This is a genomic window from Bacteroides sp. AM54-2NS (assembly GCF_003602935.1).
GTDB lineage: Bacteria > Bacteroidota > Bacteroidia > Bacteroidales > Bacteroidaceae > Bacteroides > Bacteroides xylanisolvens.
Genome location: NZ_QTMZ01000039.1, coordinates 34311 through 54348 on the forward strand (window position 1 = coordinate 34311; position 20038 = coordinate 54348).

The window sequence follows — 20038 nt, forward strand, 5'->3', positions numbered from 1 at the left end:
GATCGTCCGCAATTAAGCACGCTCCTGAAATATAAAAGTACACAACAATAATCAGAATAAATACTGTCCATGAGAACTCGAATCATCACTATTATCACTTTACTGCTATCCACTCCAATGGTTATTGCACAAAAATCAATGGATGAGATAGACAGAGAAAGCTTTGCAGCAAAGCTATCTCCAATGGAAGTAAAAGGTATACAGATGACTGAAACAGGAAATATTCCTCTTGTCAGAGATACTCCTGCAAACATCTTTTTGGACGGAACCTGGCAACTGGCAGAAGGAGGAACTGAAAAAGAACGTTTACACACTATCTGGACAGATCAAATACCTGCCATGTGCCTGGTAGTATTCACACCGCATTAGTAGAAAATGGAATCATACCCGATCCATACATCGGACAGAATGACTCTATTGCAGAAAAACAATCTTACAAGACATGGTGGATGAAGCGGGAGTTCGAACTAGACTCCCCCTCATCTCACTGTATATTATCTTTTGGCGGAATTGCTAACAAATGTACAATATGGCTCAATGGAAAACTTTTAGGAACACACGAAGGTATGTTCGGAGGACCCGATTTTTCAATAGGTAACTATTTAAAAAATAAAAACACTCTCATAGTAAAACTAGAAGCCATCCCTCAAATGTTTCTGGGCAACTGGCCTCCCAACGCAAATGAAAGTTGGAAATATACAGTTGTATTCAATTGCGTTTATGGATGGCATTATGCACAAATCCCATCATTAGGAATCTGGCGTAGTGTTCAATTAAAAGAACAAGCGCAGTAGAAATAGAATCACCCTTCATCGCTACTCGTTCGCTCGATGGTCAAATGCGCTTAACTCTTGATCTGCATAAAAAATCATCTCCATTAAAAGGAGTATTATATGCAGAAGTATCTCCCAAGAACTTCAAAGGAATAACACAATATTATCGTTTCGACATAAATAGTCCGAAAAAACAGGAAACTTTATCTTTAGACTTTCAAATCAAAGATCCGCATCTTTGGTGGCCCAATGACAGAGGAGAACAATCACTATATGACCTCAACCTATTCTTCGTTCCACAAAAAGGGAAGACAGCCCATATAAAAACGTCGTTCGGTATACGGACTATTGAGATGAGACCATTAATTGATGGTGCTAAAGAAGATTATTATAACTGGACATTCGTCATCAATGGCAAGCCGATGTTCATAAAAGGAACAGGCTGGTGCACTATGGATGCATTAATGGACTTCTCAAGAAATAAATACGAACATTTGCTCCAGATAGCCCAAAGGCAGCACATACAAATGTTAAGAGCCTGGGGAGGAGGAATGCCCGAAACCGATGATTTTTACGAATTATGCGATAAATATGGTATTTTAGTCATGCAAGAATGGCCAACGGCCTGGAATAGCCATAACACGCAACCGTACACTATCCTGCAAGAAACAGTGGAAAGAAATACCAAACGATTAAGAAATCACCCTTCTCTTATTATGTGGGGAGCAGGGAATGAATCAGATAAACCATTCGGACCTGCAATTGACATGATGGGACGACTTAGTATAGAACTTGACGGAACACGTCCCTTCCATCGTGGGGAAGCCTGGGGAGGCAGCCTGCACAATTATAACTGCTGGTGGGACGATGCTCATCTTAATCACAATTTGAATATGACCGCTCCTTTTTGGGGAGAATTTGGGATAGCATCATTGCCTCACATCGAGACAGTGCGTAGATATTTGGACGAGGAAAAAGAAGTGTGGCCTCCCCAAAGGAGCGGTAATTTCACGCACCACACTCCTATCTTCGGAACGATGAGAGAAATGGAGAAACTTACTCAATATTCCGGTTATTTTATGCCGAAGGACTCGCTGGCTTCTTTCATCCTCGGGTCACAGTTAGCACAAGTAGTAGGAGTGCGCCATACATTAGAACGGGCACGCACATTATGGCCTCATACTACCGGAGCACTTTATTATAAGATGAACGATAACTATCCTGGTGTATCATGGTCATGTGTAGACTATTATGGTATCATCAAACCCGTTCACTATTTTGTGCAAAAGTCTTTTGCCCCGTTAGCAGCAGTCATGCTGTTTGACCGCAGCAACCTTGCCAGTCAAGAAGTCAGTCTTCCTGCCTATCTACTTGATGACTGCCAAACATTAGAGAAAGAACCTTATCAAGTCAAAGTGTCTATATACAATGCATTACTAGATACTGTTGCCACCCATACATTCAACGGTATCGGCGATGATAATGTCGTCAAAAAACTAGGAGAAATAAATCTGAATAGAGAACAAACCAAATCGACCATGCTATTCTTTGTTCTGGACATAATCAAAGATAACAAAAACATATATCGGAATTATTACTTTACCAATTACGAAGTACGTCCGGGCTCCATCGTATCAATGCCCCAAACAGAAATTAAAATGGAACGCACAGGTAATATGGTGACTTTAACAAATACAGGAAAGCACCCTGCTATCGGAGTACACGTAGAAGTACCAGAAAAAATGGACCAACTTATCGTTTCGGAGAACTATATATGGCTTAACCCACAGGAATCAAAAATATTAAAAATAAATTTGGAATCTCCAGTTATTGTAAAAGGCTGGAATCTTCAATCACCCTATTAAACAGAACATTATGAAAAAAGTTTTTATTTCGGCTTTTCTACTACTTAGCCTTCTTACTCTAAATGGATGTAAAAGTAATCAACCTCCGGCAAAAGAGACAGGTGAACCCTACGGAGTAAACTTGGCATGCGCGGACTTCGGTTCATCTTTCCCCGGTGAGTATAATAAAGACTATACCTACCCGACAGATCAAGACCTCGAATATTGGCAAAAGAAAGGGCTGAAACTTATCCGGTTACCATTCAAATGGGAACGGCTACAACTTGACTTAAAAGGACCGCTAAACCAGCATGACCTCAATAAAATGAAAGAATTGGTCAGAGCAGCAGAGAAACGCGATATGGTGGTTATTCTTGACTTACATAATTACTGTCGCCGCTTCATGAACAACGAACATACCCTCATTGGAAACAACGGATTAACAATCGAAGACCTGGCTTCTTTCTGGCAAGCTATCGCTAAAGAATTCTCCACTTTTAAAAACATATATGGTTACGGGCTAATGAACGAACCACATGATCTGGCCCCGGAAACCAAGTGGTTCGACATGGCACAAGCGTCCATCAATGCCATACGAGAAGTCGACACAAATACGCTTATTATGGTAGGCGGCAACGACTGGTCATCAGCAGAGCGTTGGATCGAGCAGAGTGATACACTCAAATTCTTAAAAGACCCGGCTAATAACCTTGCTTTTGAAGCTCATGTATATTTTGACAAGGATGCATCCGGTACGTACAAATATTCATACGAAGAGGAAGAATGTTATCCGGAGAAAGGAATCGACCGGGTAAAACCATTTGTAGAATGGATTAAACAGAATAAATTCCATGGTTTTATCGGAGAATATGGAATCCCCGACAATGATCCCCGTTGGAATGAAACCCTCGACTTATTCTTGGGATATTTACAAGAAAATGGAATCAATGGTACATATTGGGCTGCGGGTCCGTGGTGGGATACCTATTTCATGGCAATCACCCCCAAAGACGGAAAAGACAGACCGCAAATGCCTATCATTGAGAAATATACAAGTACCTTAAAAAAATAGAATTATGTTCAAACGATTCTCCATCTGCTATATTTTATTCATGTTTTGTATAACTGGAACTTCCGCCCAAGAAGACCGGTGGACAGGAAACGCCACGAATCTATCCAAAGGAAACTTAAGAGTAAATTCTTCAGGACGTTACCTAGAATACAGTGACGGAACTCCTTTTCTCTACATGGGAGATACAGCATGGGAACTCATCAGCCGCTTAAATGACAAAGAGACTGAACTATATTTGGAGAATCGCAGAGAAAAAGGATTTACCGTCATACAAACGGTAATCCTGGATGAATTAGATGATATGGATGTTTCATCTAACGGAGAACCTAAGTTAATTGACGGCAATATTGACAAGCCCGCTCCCGGCTATTTCACTCATGTAGACAAAGTTATTTCTCTGGCAGCAGCCAAAGGTTTATACATAGCTCTATTACCAACCTGGGGAGATAAGGTAGACAAACAATGGGGAAAAGGACCGGAGATTTTTACACCGGAAAATGCATATAGATACGGCAAATGGTTAGGAGAACGTTATATGAACGCACCCAATCTGATATGGATAATAGGAGGTGATCGAAGTGGAGACGGAAAAAACTTTGCCATTTGGAATGCATTAGCAACCGGTATTAAAAGTGTAGACAAAAACCATTTGATGACCTATCATCCTCATGGAGAGCACTCATCCTCGTTCTGGTTTCACAATGCTTCGTGGCTGGATTTTAATATGTGTCAATCCGGACACGCACAACAAGATTTCGCAATCTATCAACGTCTGCTTTTGCCCGATTTAAAAAAGGAACCACACAAGCCATGCATGGACGGAGAACCCCGATATGAAAATATTCCGATCAATTTCAAAAAAGAAAATGGAAGATTTGGAGATGATGATATCCGCCATACACTTTACCAAAGTATGTTCAGCGGAGCTTGTGGATATACATACGGCTGTAATGATATATGGCAGATGTTTGATACCGGACGTGAGCCTAAATGTGACGCCGACACTCCATGGTACCAATCAATGGATCAACAAGGAGCATGGGACTTAATTCACTTTCGCAGATTATGGGAAAAATTTGACTTTACTCAAGGAAAAAACCAACAAACCATCTTTGGCAATATACCTTTAGAAAATAAAAACTATCCCGTAGCATTCGGCAACAAAGACTACTTATTAGTATATTTTCCACAAGGTGGAGAGAGAACGATTTATTTGCCTTCAATGAAGGCATCCAAACGGTCTTTAAAGTGGATGAATCCTCGCAATGGAAGAATCACATTCCATCAAAATACAACAGCAGATACCATTCCCGTATCCTCTCCCACAAAGGGAAAAGGAAATGACTGGGTTTTAATTATAGAATAATTAACCGAGAAAAATAACTATAGAATATGAAAAGTAATAGATTAGAAGAGCTAACACAAAATTATGAAGCTCTTATCAACCGAAAAAATGAGATATGTAACAATAGCAACGGTATATATAAACGTTACTACCACCCTGTATTAACAGCAGAACATGCACCACTCATCTGGAAGTATGATTTTGATGAAAAACAAAACCCATTCATGGAAGAAAGAATTGGTATCAACGCTGTAATGAATACGGGAGCCATCAAGATCAATCATAAATACTATCTTGTGGCGCGTGTGGAAGGAGCAGACCGAAAATCATTCTTTGCAGTAGCAGAAAGTAATAGTCCCGTAGACGGATTTCGTTTTTGGGATTATCCGATAGAAATGCCGGAGACAGACATTCCTGATACCAATATGTACGATATGCGCCTGACCGCACATGAAGATGGATGGATTTATGGCATTTTTTGTGCGGAACGCAAAGATACAAACGCTCCAGCCGGTGATTTATCTTCCGCAGTAGCCGTTGCAGGTATTGCACGAACAAAAGACCTAAAAACATGGCAACGCTTGCCGGATCTGAAATCTCCGAGCCAGCAACGTAACGTAGTGCTTCATCCGGAATTTGTGAATGGGAAGTATGCCCTGTATACCCGCCCTCAAGATGGTTTTATTGACGCCGGCAATGGAGGAGGTATCGGATGGGCACTCATAGATGACATCTGTCATGCCGAAATAAAAGAGGAAAAAATCATCAATAAACGGTTTTATCATACGATCAAGGAGGTAAAAAATGGAGAAGGGCCACACCCCATTAAAACTCCACAAGGATGGTTACATTTAGCACATGGTGTAAGAGGATGCGCAGCCGGATTACGCTATGTATTATACTTATACATGACTTCTTTAGAAGATCCGACAGAAATTATAGCTGAACCTGCAGGTTATTTCATGGCCCCTATAGGAGAAGAAAGAATCGGTGATGTATCGAATGTATTATTCTCAAACGGATGGATTGAAGATGATAACGGAAAAATTTATATCTATTATGCGTCTTCGGACACCCGTCTTCATGTAGCCGAATCAACAGTAAGCCAGCTTGTAGATTATTGTCTGCACACACCAACCGACGGTTTCCGTTCTATAGAATCTGTGAAGCGGATCATTACTATGGTAAACCACAATAAACAATACCTGAAACAATAAATACATCACCATGGAAAACATAAAACTAAGAGAAAAAATCGGGTATGGATTAGGAGATGCTGCTTCTTCCATGTTTTGGAAGTTATTCACAATGTATCTGCTATTCTTCTACACAGACGTGGTAGGTATCTCTTCGGCAGTGGTAGGAACAATGTTCCTTATCACACGCATTTGGGACACTTTCCTCGATCCGTTTGTCGGAATATTAGGCGACCGGACAAACTCACGCTGGGGTAAATTCCGCCCCTACCTACTATGGATAGCCATACCATTCGGCATCTGTGGTATACTGACCTTCTCATCTTTTGGAGATAACATGACTACCAAAATAATATTTGCCTATGCCACATATACCCTTATGATGATGGTATATTCATTAATCAATGTTCCGTACGCATCTCTATTAGGAGTAATGTCTGCCAATCCACAAGTACGCACAGAGTTCTCCTCCTACCGCATGACATTTGCTTTTGGAGGAAGTATTCTGGTACTATTCCTCATTGAGCCACTGGTTGATATATTCAGTAAAATGAAGATAACGGAAAATATACCTGACATCGCTTTCGGCTGGCAGATGGCTGCAGTCGTATTTGCGATTATGGCTAGTGGAATGTTCTTATTAACTTTTCTATGGACAAAAGAAAGAGTGCAGCCCATAAAGGAAGAAAAAGGATCACTGAAAGAAGATCTGAAAGATCTGGGCAGAAACAAACCCTGGTGGATTCTTTTATGCGCAGGAATCATGGCATTAGTGTTCAATTCTCTTCGTGACGGTTCTGCTGTATTCTATTTCAAATATTATGTAGACAGCTCCGATACATTCTCTTTCTCATTCATGAATAGTGCCATTACTCTAATCACGATCTACTTGGTATTAGGACAAGCCGCCAATATCCTCGGAATCATGTTTGTGCCATCACTCACCAAAAGAATCGGTAAAAAGAAAACTTATTTTGTAGCAATGGTTGGCGCTACCATTCTAAGTGTTTTATTCTACTTCCTTCCTAAAGATTTTATCTGGGGAATTCTTTGTTTACAGGTCTTAATAAGTATCTGTGCGGGTATTATTTCTCCTTTATTATGGTCTATGTATGCAGATATATCAGACTATTCCGAATGGAAAACCGGAAGACGGGCAACCGGCCTGATATTCTCTTCTTCGTCCATGTCTCAAAAGTTCGGTTGGACAATCGGAGGTGCTTTGACCGGATGGCTACTGGCCTATTTCGGTTTCAAAGCAAATGTAATCCAATCCGACTTTGCTCAAACCGGCATTTGTATGATGATGAGTATCTTCCCGGCAATTGCCACCATGCTATCAGCATTCTTCATTTCACGTTATCCGTTAAATGAAAAAAGATTATATGAAATATCAACAGAACTCGAAGAGAGAAGAAAAAAGTAAATTCATCACTAACCAACTAACCAATATGGCTCATATTCCAATTCGGTCCTATTTATATTTACTATTGGGTACAACCCTATTCTCATGTGCACCTCAAGAGCTAAAAACGCCATTTGAATTAAAATGTGAGAATATACCCGTTCCTGTAGGAGTAGATACTCAAACTCCCAGACTCTCCTGGAAACTTCCGCTACTAGAGGAAGATAGTATCAACAGAGTTGAGATATGGCTATCAACAGACAGTACTCAATTATCAGACAGACAGTCCGGTTATTGGAACAAATCCATCATAGGAGCTCCCATAAGAGTCTCCTATGATGGACAACCATTAGATTCATATACAACGTATTATTGGAAAATAGGCTATCAAACCTCTTCCAAACAGAAAACTACATTTTCTCCAATATCCTCCTTCACGACAGGATGTTTATCACCCGACAACTGGAAAGGGAAATGGATTACTGACAAACATGAAATCACATACCGTCCGGCACCCTATTATAGAAAGAGCTTCCAATTAGACAAAACAATCGAGCAAGCCTTACTCACTATTGCATCGGCAGGCCTGCATGAGCTCTCAGTCAACGGGCAACGGGCAGGAAATCATTTCCTGGACCCTATGTATACACATTTCGACAAACGTATACTATCAGTCACTCATGATGTTACGTCATTACTATCTCTGGGTGAAAATGTAATAGGAGTACAACTGGGGAACGGCTGGTATAATCATCAATCCACAGCAGTATGGTTTTTCGACAAGGCTTCATGGAGAAACCGCCCTAAATTCACAGCACAACTCCATCTGCGTTACACAGATGGAACAACAGAATATCTGGGTACTGACTCAACCTGGCAAACAACTGACAGCCCGGTTATTTTCAACAGCATCTATACAGCCGAGCATTATGATGCACAGAAAGAATTAGCAGGTTGGGACTCCCCCGGATTCAACGCTACCGGATGGTATCATGCACAAGAAACCGAATCGCCTACGGAAACGATCAAATCACAAGTTATGCATCCGATTCGTGAAACGGCCCGCTATACAGCAACTCAATGTAAAAAAATAAATGACAGCTGCTACGTCTATCATTTCCCCCAAAACATTGCAGGTGTCACCGAGCTAAAAGTGAAAGGAAAAAAAGGAACAAAACTGCGCCTGAAACATGGGGAACTTTTAGACAAAAACGGTATGGTAAACATGGCAAATATAGATTATCACTACCGGCCGACAGACGACAGCGATCCTTTTCAAACAGACATCGTCATACTTAGCGGAAAGCAAGATAGATTCATGCCCAAATTCAACTACAAAGGTTTTCAGTTTGTAGAAGTCTCATCATCTGCCCCCATTCAATTATCCGACGAAAATCTTATTGCAGTAGAAATGCACAGTGATGTTCCGATCATCGGCTACTGGTCTTCGTCATCCGATCTGCTAAACAAAATATGGAAAGCCACTAACAGTTCCTATTTAGCCAACTTGTTCGGTTACCCGACTGACTGCCCTCAACGGGAAAAGAATGGCTGGACAGGAGATGCACATATTGCCATAGAAACAGGATTATACAATTTCGATGGTATCTCTATATATGAGAAATGGATGAACGACTTTTGTGATGAACAAAAAGACAACGGAGTCCTCCCATGTATCATCCCAACTTCTGTATGGGGCTATGATTGGGCCAACGGGGTCGACTGGACGAGTGCTGTCGCCATTATCCCCTGGGAAATTTATCGATTTTACGGAGATACCACATTACTCCGCCGCATGTACGGACCAATCAAAAAATATGTCTCCTATATAGAATCCATATCAACCAATCATCTTACAGACTGGGGACTGGGCGACTGGGTACCTGTACGCTCAAAAAGCAATATAACCTTGACTTCCTCTATCTATTATTATACGGACGTCTGTATTCTAGCCAAAGCAGCCAGACTTTTCGGATATGCCGAAGATGCCTCCTATTATAACACGCTGGCACAAAAAATAAAAGAGGCTATCAACACCAGTTTTCTCAATAAGGAAACAGGAATATATGCAGAGGGAACACAGACAGAACTTGCCATGCCATTATACTGGGGAATCGTTCCGGAAGAAGATAAAAAGAAAGTTGCTGCCAGACTACATGAATTGGTAGAAAAAGACGATTATCATCTGGACGTCGGTTTATTAGGAAGCAAGGCCCTACTTTCCGCCCTGTCAGATAACGGATATGCAGAAACAGCTTACAAAGTCGCATCACAAGACACCTATCCTTCCTGGGGGTACTGGATCAAACAAGGTGCTACAACTCTACATGAAAATTGGCGGACAGATGTCGTTATCGACAACTCATATAACCATATTATGTTCGGAGAAATAGGAGCATGGCTATACAAAGGACTGGGAGGAATTCAGATGGATGAAAAACATCCCGGATTCAAGCATATTTTGCTAAAACCTTTCTTTCCGGCAGACATGAATGAACTTACCATACGCTATAATACTCCCTATGGCTGGTTAAATATCAACTGGGTTCGTCAAACTAATGACTGCATCCGTTATACAATCGATATTCCGGCAGGTACTTCTGCAACATTTGTTCCTTTTACAATGCCAGAACCCCAAAAATCTATAACTTTACAAGCCGGAAAACATTCACTTGAACTTGATTTTATTCACCAATTAATCAATCAACGATAACTATGTACAAAAGAATCACCTTATTCACATTCATTTGCCTGCTCGCTTTAGCAGGAATAGCCCAAAATAAAGACACTTATACCATTTTATTATCCGGAGCATCTTTTGCCGAACCTAACAATAAGTGGTTTGAAATGGGATGTCGTGCCCTTCACGCCATCCCCATCAATCGGGCTGTAAGTGCAGAATCTATTGCTCACACTGCAAATAAAATGCTGGACGGTACTCTCTATACCCCGGAAGAGTTCGATAACATTGATGTATTTGTCTTGATGCAAGTACATGAAAAGACGTATATAACGAAGCAAACTTAAAAGAGAACTACAAGGATTATAAAACTCCTTTTGATGCTTCCGACTATGCCGTTTGCTATGATTATGTCATCAAGCGCTACATATCAGACTGTTATAACCAGAAATTCAATCCAAAATCCAGATATTACAACACTCCTTATGGGAAACCTGCTTCTATTGTCTTATGTACTCATTGGCATGACAGTCGTCCGATATTCAACACTTCGGTCCGAAAACTGGCAGAAAAATGGGGATTCCCGGTAGTAGAATTCGACAGATACATCGGATTCTCCAAAAACCAGAAACATCCGGTTACAGGAAAACAATATAGCCTAATTTACACTGGGGATTCACAAGAGACTCATGGAGAAATATTTGGATGGCATCCGCCACATGGAGAACATTCATTTATTCAACAGCGCATGGCTGCAATCTTTGCCGATACGCTTCGTAAGATATTGCTTCCCAAAGAATATATTAATGAATAATCACCAAATACTCATCGGATGAAAAAACTTCTATCATTAACAGTTTGCTTGTTATTTGTCCTATCACAAATAATGGCACAGCTTTCCGTACCTTCTTTCTTTTCAGACCACATGGTGCTGCAACGTGAGAAGCCAATCAATATATGGGGAACTGCCAGTGCCGGTGAGCGAATTAGCGTAACATTAGGAAATGCTCAAAAGAGTACCCGAACCGATAAAAATGGGAAATGGTCAGTCAGCCTACCTCCTATGCAAGCCGGTGGACCGTATACTCTAAATGTAAAAAGCCTCAAGCAGACTTTATCATTTACAGATATTTTAATCGGTGAAGTATGGATTTGTAGCGGACAGTCAAATATGGAGTTTCGTCTGCGTAGCGCTAATCATGCTACCGAAGAAGTCGCAGCTGCCAATTACCCTCAAATCCGTTCATTCAACGTAATTCAAGAAATGGGGCACACTCCTAAAACCGACTTAAAAGGTAAATGGGAAGTATGTTCACCCGCCTCCGCTTCTGATTTTTCAGCTGTCGGCTATTTCTTTGCGCGTGAATTATACCAAAAACTCAATATTCCTATCGGATTCATCAACTCCTCATGGGGTGGTACGGACATCGAAACCTGGATGAGCATGGAAGTGATAGAGCATTTCCCGAAATATGAAAAATCATTAGCCCGTATGCGCTCTTCTGAATTCGAAGAATACATCAAGCACAGTGACAAAGTCAAAAAAGAATTCGAACAAGCCATCATAAACGAACCGGGAGAAAAAGAGAAATGGTATTTAGAAAACACCCCTACAGAAAACTGGAAGGAACATATTGTTCCGTCATTATGGTCAAATGAAGAGTTATCCGGTATAGATGGAGTTGTATGGTTTACTTATCAGTTTTCCATACCGGCCAACTGTTTAGGACAGGATGCAGAATTGAGTCTCGGTACTATCGATGACGATGACATTACCTGGGTTAACGGACATGAAGTAGGACGAACGGTAGGATATGACCTGAAACGTTTATACAAGATCCCGGCAGAAGTATTAAAGGAACAGAATACCATCACTATTAAAATATCCGACTATCGTGGAGGAGGCGGTCTATATGGTCCTAAAGATGAAGTATACCTGAAAGTCAACAACCGAATTTTCCCTTTGTGTGATAATTGGAAGTATAAAGTTGCAGTATCGAGTGCACAATATGATTATGTAGAATATGGTCCTAACGCTTTTCCTTCTTTGCTGTTCAACGCAATGATTCATCCACTGGTAGGTTTGGGGATGAAAGGGGTAATCTGGTATCAGGGAGAAAACAATGCCGCCCGCGCCAACGAATACATTGATTTATTTCCGGCTTTAATTACAGACTGGAGAAGTAGATGGAATAACGAATTTCCATTTTATTGGGTTCAATTAGCAAACTTCATGTCTCCGGCCAAGCAGCCCTCTGAAAGTCATTGGGCAAACCTGCGGGATACACAGTCGAAGACACTGGCCTTACCACATACAGGACAGGCCGTCATTATAGACATCGGTGAAGAAAATGACATACATCCCCGCAACAAACAAGATGTAGGTAAACGACTTGCTTTGCATGCTCTCCACAATGATTACGGATATAACTCTATTGTTTGCACCGGCCCGATATTCCAGTCGGTAAAAAGAATCGGAGATGCACTGGAGGTCACCTTTAACGCTTGTGACGAGCAACTAGTAGCTCGTAATAAATATGGCTATTTATCAGGATTCGCCATTGCCGGCGCAGATGGAAAATACCAATGGGCACAGGCTAAAATCGAAAACAATAAAGTAATAGTATGGAATAAGGAAATACAGCAACCGGTCTCTGTACGATATGCTTGGGGAGATAATCCCAATGATGCTAACTTATACAACGCAGCCGGTTTACCTGCCTCGCCTTTCGAAGGACACATCAGCCAATAAACGGCCTACAAAAACAGAAAAAGAATACCGGCAATGAATGTATGATCATCATTTCCGGTATTTTTCATATTTACAGTCCACTCCCTAATCGTCCAGAGACTATATTTTCTCTTTCCGTCGCGTTGTAATTTAAAGATTATCACGTATCTTTGCCTGCTCAAATCATAAATACGAGATATGGCTATTACAATCAAGAAAGTCTCCACAAAGAGAGAACTTAAGAAATTTATCCGTTTCAATTACAGAATGTACAAGGGTAACCCTTACTCTGTGCCTGACCTCTATGACGACATGCTTAACACCTTCAACAAGAAGAAAAACGCAGCATTCGAATTCTGTGAAGCAGATTATTTCCTCGCATACCGGGACGATAAAATAGTAGGACGTGTAGCTGCAATCATCAACAATCAGGCGAACGAGAAGTGGGAATGTAAAAACGTTCGTTTCGGATGGATAGACTTCATCGACGATCCCGAAGTATCATCCGCACTTATCAAAACAGTGGAAGAATGGGGAAAAGAACGGGGTATGACTCATATTGCCGGTCCTCTCGGATTTACTGATTTCGATGCGGAAGGAATGTTAGTTGAAGGATTCGACCAACTTAGCACCATGGCTACTATCTACAACTACCCATACTATCCTGTACACATGGAAAAGTTAGGCTTCGAGAAAGACGCCGACTGGGTGGAATACAAAATCTACATACCGGATGCCATTCCCGACAAGCATAAACGTATTTCCGAACTGATCCAACGAAAATATAACCTCAAGATAAAGAAATATACTTCCGGAAGAAAAATAGCCAAAGACTACGGACAGAAGATTTTCGAGCTGATGAATGAAGCATACAGTCCTCTTTATGGCTATTCTCCGTTGACACAGCGGCAAATCGACCAATACGTGAAAATGTATCTGCCGATCCTTGACTTACGGATGGTTACACTGATTACTGATGCCAATGACGAACTGGTCTGTGTAGGTATCTCCATGCCATCTCTCGCCGAAGCTTTACAGAAATCACACGGGCGTCTGTTGCCACTCGGATGGTTCTATCTGTTAAAGGCACTATTTATGAAACGCCGTGCCAAAATGCTTGATCTGCTACTCGTTGCAGTGAAACCGGAATATCAAAACAAAGGTGTTAACGCTTTGTTATTTTCCGATTTAATTCCAGTTTATCAAAAATTAGGTTTTATCTTTGCGGAAAGCAACCCCGAACTGGAACTGAACGGAAAAGTTCAGGCACAATGGGATTACTTTGAGACTCAACAACATAAGCGCCGCCGTGCGTTCATTAAAGAAATTAATAATTAAGAATGAAGAATGAAGAATTTGGCTGCGCTACTACTTAATGCCGCATGGCAATTCTTCATTCTTTATTCTTCATTCTTCATTTATAACAGCTATGGAAGAGAACGAATTGATACCTGTAGACAACAACAATGCAGTAGAGTACACTGACGACAACATCCGTCACCTAAGTGACATGGAACATGTACGCACACGCCCCGGTATGTATATCGGAAGGCTGGGCGACGGTGCACATGCCGAAGACGGAATCTATGTCCTCCTGAAAGAAGTAATTGACAACAGTATTGACGAGTTCAAAATGCAAGCCGGTAAGAAAATCGAGATTACCGTTGAAGAAAACCTCCGTGTCAGCGTACGCGACTACGGACGAGGCATCCCGCAGGGAAAACTCATCGAAGCCGTCAGCATGCTGAACACCGGTGGTAAGTACGACAGCAAGGCATTTAAGAAAAGTGTCGGACTAAACGGTGTCGGTGTGAAAGCCGTCAATGCCTTGAGCTCCCGTTTTGAGGTACGCAGTTACCGTGACGGTAAAGTACGTACCGCTATTTTCTCGAAAGGAAACCTGCTGAGTGACAATACGCAAGATACCGAAGAGGAAAACGGAACTTACATCTTCTTCGAACCGGACAATACATTATTCCTGAATTACTGTTTCAAGCCTGAATTTATTGAGACAATGCTACGTAATTACACGTACCTCAATACCGGGCTTGCCATTATCTATAACGGACACCGTATCCTGTCGCGTAATGGTCTGGTAGACCTTTTGAACGACAATATGACGGCAACCGGACTTTACCCGATCATCCACCTGAAAGGGGAAGACATCGAAATCGCCTTCACGCATACCGGACAATACGGAGAAGAATATTACTCCTTCGTCAACGGTCAGCATACCACCCAAGGAGGTACACATCAGAGTGCTTTCAAGGAACACATCGCCCGCACTATCAAGGAGTTCTTCAACAAGAATATGGACTATACCGACATTCGTAACGGACTGGTTGCTGCCATTGCCGTCAATGTGGAAGAGCCTATCTTTGAGAGTCAGACGAAAACGAAGCTGGGTTCTACCAATATGGTTCCCGGCGGAGTGACAGTCAATAAATATGTAGGCGACTTTATCAAACAGGAAGTGGACAACTTCTTGCACAAAAATGCGGATGTAGCCGAAGCGATACAACAAAAGATCCAAGAATCCGAGAAAGAGCGTAAAGCCATTGCAGGTGTAACCAAACTTGCCCGTGAACGTGCAAAGAAGGCAAACCTGCACAACCGCAAATTGCGCGACTGCCGTATTCACCTCAACGACCCGAAAGGAAAAGGACTGGAAGAAGACTCCTGCATCTTTATCACCGAGGGGGACTCTGCAAGTGGTTCCATCACCAAAAGCCGTGATGTGAACACGCAAGCAGTGTTCAGTCTACGTGGTAAACCGCTGAATTCTTTCGGGTTAACCAAGAAAGTGGTCTACGAGAACGAAGAATTTAATCTGCTTCAGGCAGCCCTGAATATAGAAGATGGCTTGGACGGACTACGCTACAACAAAGTCATCGTAGCAACCGATGCCGATGTGGACGGTATGCATATCCGACTGCTGCTAATTACTTTCTTCCTGCAATTCTTCCCTGACCTTATAAAAAAAGGCCACGTATATATTCTGCAAACGCCTTTGTTCCGTGTACGCAATAAGAAAAAAACAATCTATTGTTATAGTGAAGAAGAACGTGTCAATGCAATTAACGAACTAAGCCCGAATCCGGAGATCACGCGATTTAAAGGTTTAGGAGAGATTTCACCGGACGAGTTCAAGCATTTCATCGGTAAAGACATGCGTCTGGAGCAAGTTTCTTTGCGAAAGACAGACGCAGTGAAAGAACTACTTGAATTCTACATGGGTAAAAATACCATGGAACGACAGAACTTTATTATAGATAATCTGGTTATAGAAGAAGATTTGGCATCATGAGAAAAGCAATATTCCCGGGTACTTTTGACCCCTTCACCATCGGACATTATTCGGTAGTGGAACGTGCACTCACCTTTATGGACGAAATCGTGATAGGAATCGGTATCAATGAGAACAAGAATACATACTTTCCCATTGAGAAAAGAGAGGAAATGATTCGGGAACTTTACAAGGATGAGCCTCGTATAAAAGTGATGTCCTACGACTGTCTGACCATTGATTTTGCGCAGGAAGTAGAGGCCAGGTTTATTGTCCGCGGTATCCGTACAGTGAAAGATTTCGAGTATGAAGAAACGATTGCAGACATCAACCGCAAACTGGCAGGCATTGAAACCATCCTGCTCTTCACAGAACCGGAACTGACTTGCGTCAGCTCGACGATTGTACGCGAATTATTGACTTATAATAAAGATATCAGCCAGTTTATTCCCAAAGGAATGAGGATAAGTTGAGAGTTGAGAAGGATGCAGGCGTATCTGTGCCCGGTTGTTAATACTCGGCTATTAATATAAAGTAAGATTATGAATAAGATTAAAATATACGTCCTTTTGGCTTGCCTGTGGGCAGTACCAGCCTTACAAGCCCAAAATTTCGGTTCTGAAGCCATGCGCAAGCTACAGATGGCAGAGTTCGCAATCTCCCATTTCTATGTAGACAAAGTAGATGAAGACAAGTTGGTGGAAGAAGCCATCATCAAGATGCTGGCACAACTCGACCCGCACTCTACTTACTCGGACGCAGAAGAAGTGAAGAAAATGAACGAACCTCTTCAAGGTAACTTCGAAGGTATTGGAGTTCAGTTTCAGATGATTGAAGATACCCTGTTAGTAGTGCAACCTGTCAGCAACGGACCTTCCGAAAAAGTCGGCATCCTTGCCGGTGACCGTATTGTTGCGGTCAATGACAGCGCCATTGCCGGAGTGAAAATGAGTACGGAAGATATTATGAAGCGTCTGCGTGGTCCGAAAGGCTCTAAAGTCAACCTGACTATCGTTCGTCGTGGCGTGCAGGATCCTTTATTGTTCACAGTGAAAAGAGATAAAATACCTATCCTTAGCCTCGAATGCTCTTACATGATTAGCCTAAAACAGTATCCGCATCAACCGCTTCGGAGCAACCACTGCCGAAGAATTCAAGAAAGCAATGACAAGCCTTCAGAAACAAGGTATGAAGGACCTGATTCTCGACCTGCAAGGAAACGGAGGAGGTTACCTGAATGCAGCTATCGACCTTGCCAACGAATTCCTGGAGCAAAAAGAATTGATTGTCTACACGGAAGGACGGACTGCCAAACGCAGTGATTTCTACGCCAAAGGAAACGGAGATTTCCGTAATGGACGCCTTATCATCCTGGTAGATGAATATACGGCTTCCGCCAGCGAAATTGTCAGCGGTGCAGTGCAGGATTGGGACAGAGGAATTATCGTAGGACGCCGTTCTTTCGGCAAAGGATTGGTGCAACGTCCTATCGACCTGCCGGATGGTTCCATGATTCGTTTGACTATTGCGCGCTATTATACTCCATCGGGACGTTCCATCCAGAAACCATACGACAGTACTGTCGATTACAACAAGGACCTGATAGAACGTTTCAACCACGGTGAACTGATGAATGCTGACAGTATTCACTTCCCGGATTCGCTGAAAGTACAAACCAAGAAACTAGGACGTACCGTTTATGGCGGAGGGGGTATCATGCCGGACTATTTCGTACCTATTGACACTACTCTTTATACGGATTATCACCGTAATCTGGTAGCTAAAGGAGCCGTGATTAAATTCACCATGCAGTTTATCGAAGGGCACCGGAAAGAGTTGAAAAACAAATACAAGAAATTCGAATCGTTTGATGAGAAGTTCGTAGTTGATGATGATATGCTCGCCATTTTAAAGGAAATAGGAGAGAAAGAAGGAGTGAAATTCAATGAAGAACAATATCAGAAGTCGCTTCCTCTTATCAAGACGCAGCTTAAAGCACTGATAGCCCGTGACCTTTGGGATATGAACGAATATTTCCGGGTAATGAATACCACCAATGAGAGTATACAAAAGGCGCTGGAGATACTGAATTCGGATGAGTATCAGAAGAAGCTGAAATAGGGTATTTAGTAAACAATCATAAGACACCATTTTTCAGTTCGGTGGACATATATACTCACTATAGTGAAAAAATATCTATCATAAGTATCATTCATTTTGATACTCTTCTCATTATCAAAGAAATAAGTATGATAGATAGCTTTTAAAAAAGGTATCTATCATACTTTTACCAGCAAAAACAGGTTATCTATCATCTACAAAATAGCCGAATAAAGGCCCTATATGCATAAGATAGCTTGTTTTTGTTGAATAGTTTAATTCTCCCCTGCCCTATATCTATCAGATAGAACAAGGCGTATAAATACCTCAAACAAGCAGAGATAGTTTGCTTTTCTCCCTGATATAGTTTATCTTTGTTACCGATATAGTTCATTCTTCATGGCCGTGGCGAATTCCTACCACGGCCGTGGAAAGATACTACCACAGCCATGAAGAGATCTCTCCACGGCGTGGGAAACTAATGATAAAGGCACCGGAAGACAACTATCCCTATGCCTTAGTCCAAGAATAAAGGCAGGATAACTTATAAAAGCCGCTTGATAACAAACAAACAACAGCTATATAACACCCTCCCCCTAAGTCCGAAGATGATCGATTAGCTTTGCAACAACAGAAAACAATGTCCTTATAGGCTTGCAACGGTAAATTAAAGGTACGTAGTAATGTATAAGGCAAAAAACAAATAAATAATGGCAATACAATTTGAATTGTACAAGACTCCCCGTCCCAAGGATGAGGAAGACAAAGAAGTGTATCACGCACGTGTAGTCAACTTCCAACACATTGACACAGACTATTTGGCAAAAGAAATCCAGATAGCAACTTCTCTAACTGAAGGGGATGTAAAGTCAGTTCTCGAATCCCTAAGTCATTTTATGGGGGATCGTCTTCGGGAAGGACAAAGCGTCCATCTGGATGGCATCGGTTATTTCCAGATAAAGCTGAATAGTCAAGAACCTATCACTTCGCCCAAACTAAAAGCGAATCAGATAAAACTCAAAGCCAACATCAGCTTTAAAGCGGACGTCAAACTGAAAAAGTCTGTCAGTGTTGTTCATGTGGAGCGAAGTAAACTGAAACCCCATTCGGCTGTCCTTTCAAATGACGAGATAGACAAATTGCTGACAAACTACTTCAAGAGCAACCCTGTATTAACCCGTCGCGACTTTCAAGGATTGTGCGGCTTTACCCCTACCACTGCCGCACGGCAAATCAAACGGCTGAAAGAGGAGGAGAAGAAGTTGAAGAATATCAATACTTATTATAATCCGATTTATGTGCCGATGCCAGGATATTATGGCAAGGCGGAGATGAAGACAGATGAATAAAAGGAACAAACATAATACAGAAATAAAATGAAATCAGAAGAAATAAAAGAGCTATTTAAGCAGTTTGAGAGCATTGTTTGCGAATACAACAAAGTGGAATGTTGGAGTGCGAGAGAACTTTATCCATTGTTAGGATATTCTCAATGGCGTAACTTCCTGTCTATCACAGAGAAAGCAAAAGATGCATGTAAAAATGCCGGAGAAAATCAAAAAGATGCATGTAAAAAATGCCGGAGAAAATATTGCATACCATTTTG

The 20038-nt window shown here is 41.6% G+C and carries 10 protein-coding genes and 4 pseudogenes; all 14 read left to right on the forward strand.

All coding sequences use genetic code 11. The features are described from left to right. Nucleotides 1–69: 69 nt before the first annotated feature. Nucleotides 70–2638, forward strand: a pseudogene (locus DXA05_RS19740) (glycoside hydrolase family 2 TIM barrel-domain containing protein). Between the two features lie 10 nt (nt 2639–2648). Then, a complete protein-coding gene (locus DXA05_RS19745) occupies nt 2649–3689 on the forward strand; it encodes a glycoside hydrolase family 5 protein (protein WP_118407105.1) in 1041 nt (346 codons plus the stop codon). A gap of 4 nt (nt 3690–3693) precedes the next feature. After that, entirely contained in the window at nt 3694–5055 is a 1362-nt protein-coding gene (locus DXA05_RS19750) for a DUF4038 domain-containing protein (protein WP_128859533.1), read from the forward strand. Nucleotides 5056–5081: 26 nt separating this feature from the next. Next, nucleotides 5082–6251, forward strand: a complete 1170-nt coding sequence (locus DXA05_RS19755; RefSeq protein ID WP_004298408.1) for a glycosidase — start codon at nt 5082–5084, stop codon at nt 6249–6251. A gap of 10 nt (nt 6252–6261) precedes the next feature. After that, nucleotides 6262–7656 (forward strand): MFS transporter, encoded by a 1395-nt coding sequence (locus DXA05_RS19760; protein ID WP_004298410.1) that lies wholly within the window; start codon nt 6262–6264, stop codon nt 7654–7656. Further along, on the forward strand, nt 7616–10348 hold the full coding sequence (locus DXA05_RS19765) for an alpha-L-rhamnosidase (protein ID WP_128859534.1): 2733 nt from the start codon (nt 7616–7618) through the stop codon (nt 10346–10348). The genes DXA05_RS19760 and DXA05_RS19765 overlap by 41 nt, the downstream gene beginning before the upstream one ends. 2 nt (nt 10349–10350) lie before the next feature. Beyond that, a pseudogene (locus DXA05_RS19770) lies at nt 10351–11129 on the forward strand (DUF5040 domain-containing protein). 18 nt (nt 11130–11147) lie between these two features. Then, a complete protein-coding gene (locus tag DXA05_RS19775) occupies nt 11148–13067 on the forward strand; it encodes a sialate O-acetylesterase (protein WP_128859535.1) in 1920 nt (639 codons plus the stop codon). Nucleotides 13068–13244: 177 nt separating this feature from the next. Continuing rightward, a complete protein-coding gene (locus tag DXA05_RS19780; RefSeq protein WP_087317403.1) occupies nt 13245–14384 on the forward strand; it encodes a GNAT family N-acetyltransferase in 1140 nt (379 codons plus the stop codon). Nucleotides 14385–14475: 91 nt separating this feature from the next. Continuing rightward, on the forward strand, nt 14476–16353 hold the full coding sequence (locus tag DXA05_RS19785; protein ID WP_008023381.1) for a DNA topoisomerase IV subunit B: 1878 nt from the start codon (nt 14476–14478) through the stop codon (nt 16351–16353). Continuing rightward, a complete protein-coding gene (gene coaD / locus DXA05_RS19790; RefSeq protein ID WP_087317407.1) occupies nt 16350–16805 on the forward strand; it encodes a pantetheine-phosphate adenylyltransferase in 456 nt (151 codons plus the stop codon). Before DXA05_RS19785 ends, coaD begins: the two co-directional genes overlap by 4 nt. Nucleotides 16806–16874: 69 nt before the next feature. Continuing rightward, nucleotides 16875–18453 (forward strand): annotated as a pseudogene (locus tag DXA05_RS19795) (S41 family peptidase). 689 nt (nt 18454–19142) lie between these two features. Beyond that, nucleotides 19143–19781: an HU family DNA-binding protein gene (locus tag DXA05_RS19800; RefSeq protein WP_004317070.1), complete on the forward strand. Its 639-nt coding sequence runs from the start codon at nt 19143–19145 to the stop codon at nt 19779–19781. 27 nt (nt 19782–19808) lie between these two features. After that, nucleotides 19809–20038: pseudogene (locus DXA05_RS19805) on the forward strand (hypothetical protein); the annotation flags it as partial.

What these genes read in the sequence shown, in the direction of transcription:
- DXA05_RS19745 (WP_118407105.1), top strand. Translation starts at nt 2,649, where the DNA reads ATGAAAAAAGTTTTTATTTCGGCTTTTCTACTACTTAGCCTTCTTACT.
- DXA05_RS19750 (WP_128859533.1), top strand. Translation starts at nt 3,694, where the DNA reads ATGTTCAAACGATTCTCCATCTGCTATATTTTATTCATGTTTTGTATA.
- DXA05_RS19755 (WP_004298408.1), top strand. Translation starts at nt 5,082, where the DNA reads ATGAAAAGTAATAGATTAGAAGAGCTAACACAAAATTATGAAGCTCTT.
- DXA05_RS19760 (WP_004298410.1), top strand. Translation starts at nt 6,262, where the DNA reads ATGGAAAACATAAAACTAAGAGAAAAAATCGGGTATGGATTAGGAGAT.
- DXA05_RS19765 (WP_128859534.1), top strand. Translation starts at nt 7,616, where the DNA reads ATGAAATATCAACAGAACTCGAAGAGAGAAGAAAAAAGTAAATTCATC.
- DXA05_RS19775 (WP_128859535.1), top strand. Translation starts at nt 11,148, where the DNA reads ATGAAAAAACTTCTATCATTAACAGTTTGCTTGTTATTTGTCCTATCA.
- DXA05_RS19780 (WP_087317403.1), top strand. Translation starts at nt 13,245, where the DNA reads ATGGCTATTACAATCAAGAAAGTCTCCACAAAGAGAGAACTTAAGAAA.
- DXA05_RS19785 (WP_008023381.1), top strand. Translation starts at nt 14,476, where the DNA reads ATGGAAGAGAACGAATTGATACCTGTAGACAACAACAATGCAGTAGAG.
- coaD (WP_087317407.1), top strand. Translation starts at nt 16,350, where the DNA reads ATGAGAAAAGCAATATTCCCGGGTACTTTTGACCCCTTCACCATCGGA.
- DXA05_RS19800 (WP_004317070.1), top strand. Translation starts at nt 19,143, where the DNA reads ATGGCAATACAATTTGAATTGTACAAGACTCCCCGTCCCAAGGATGAG.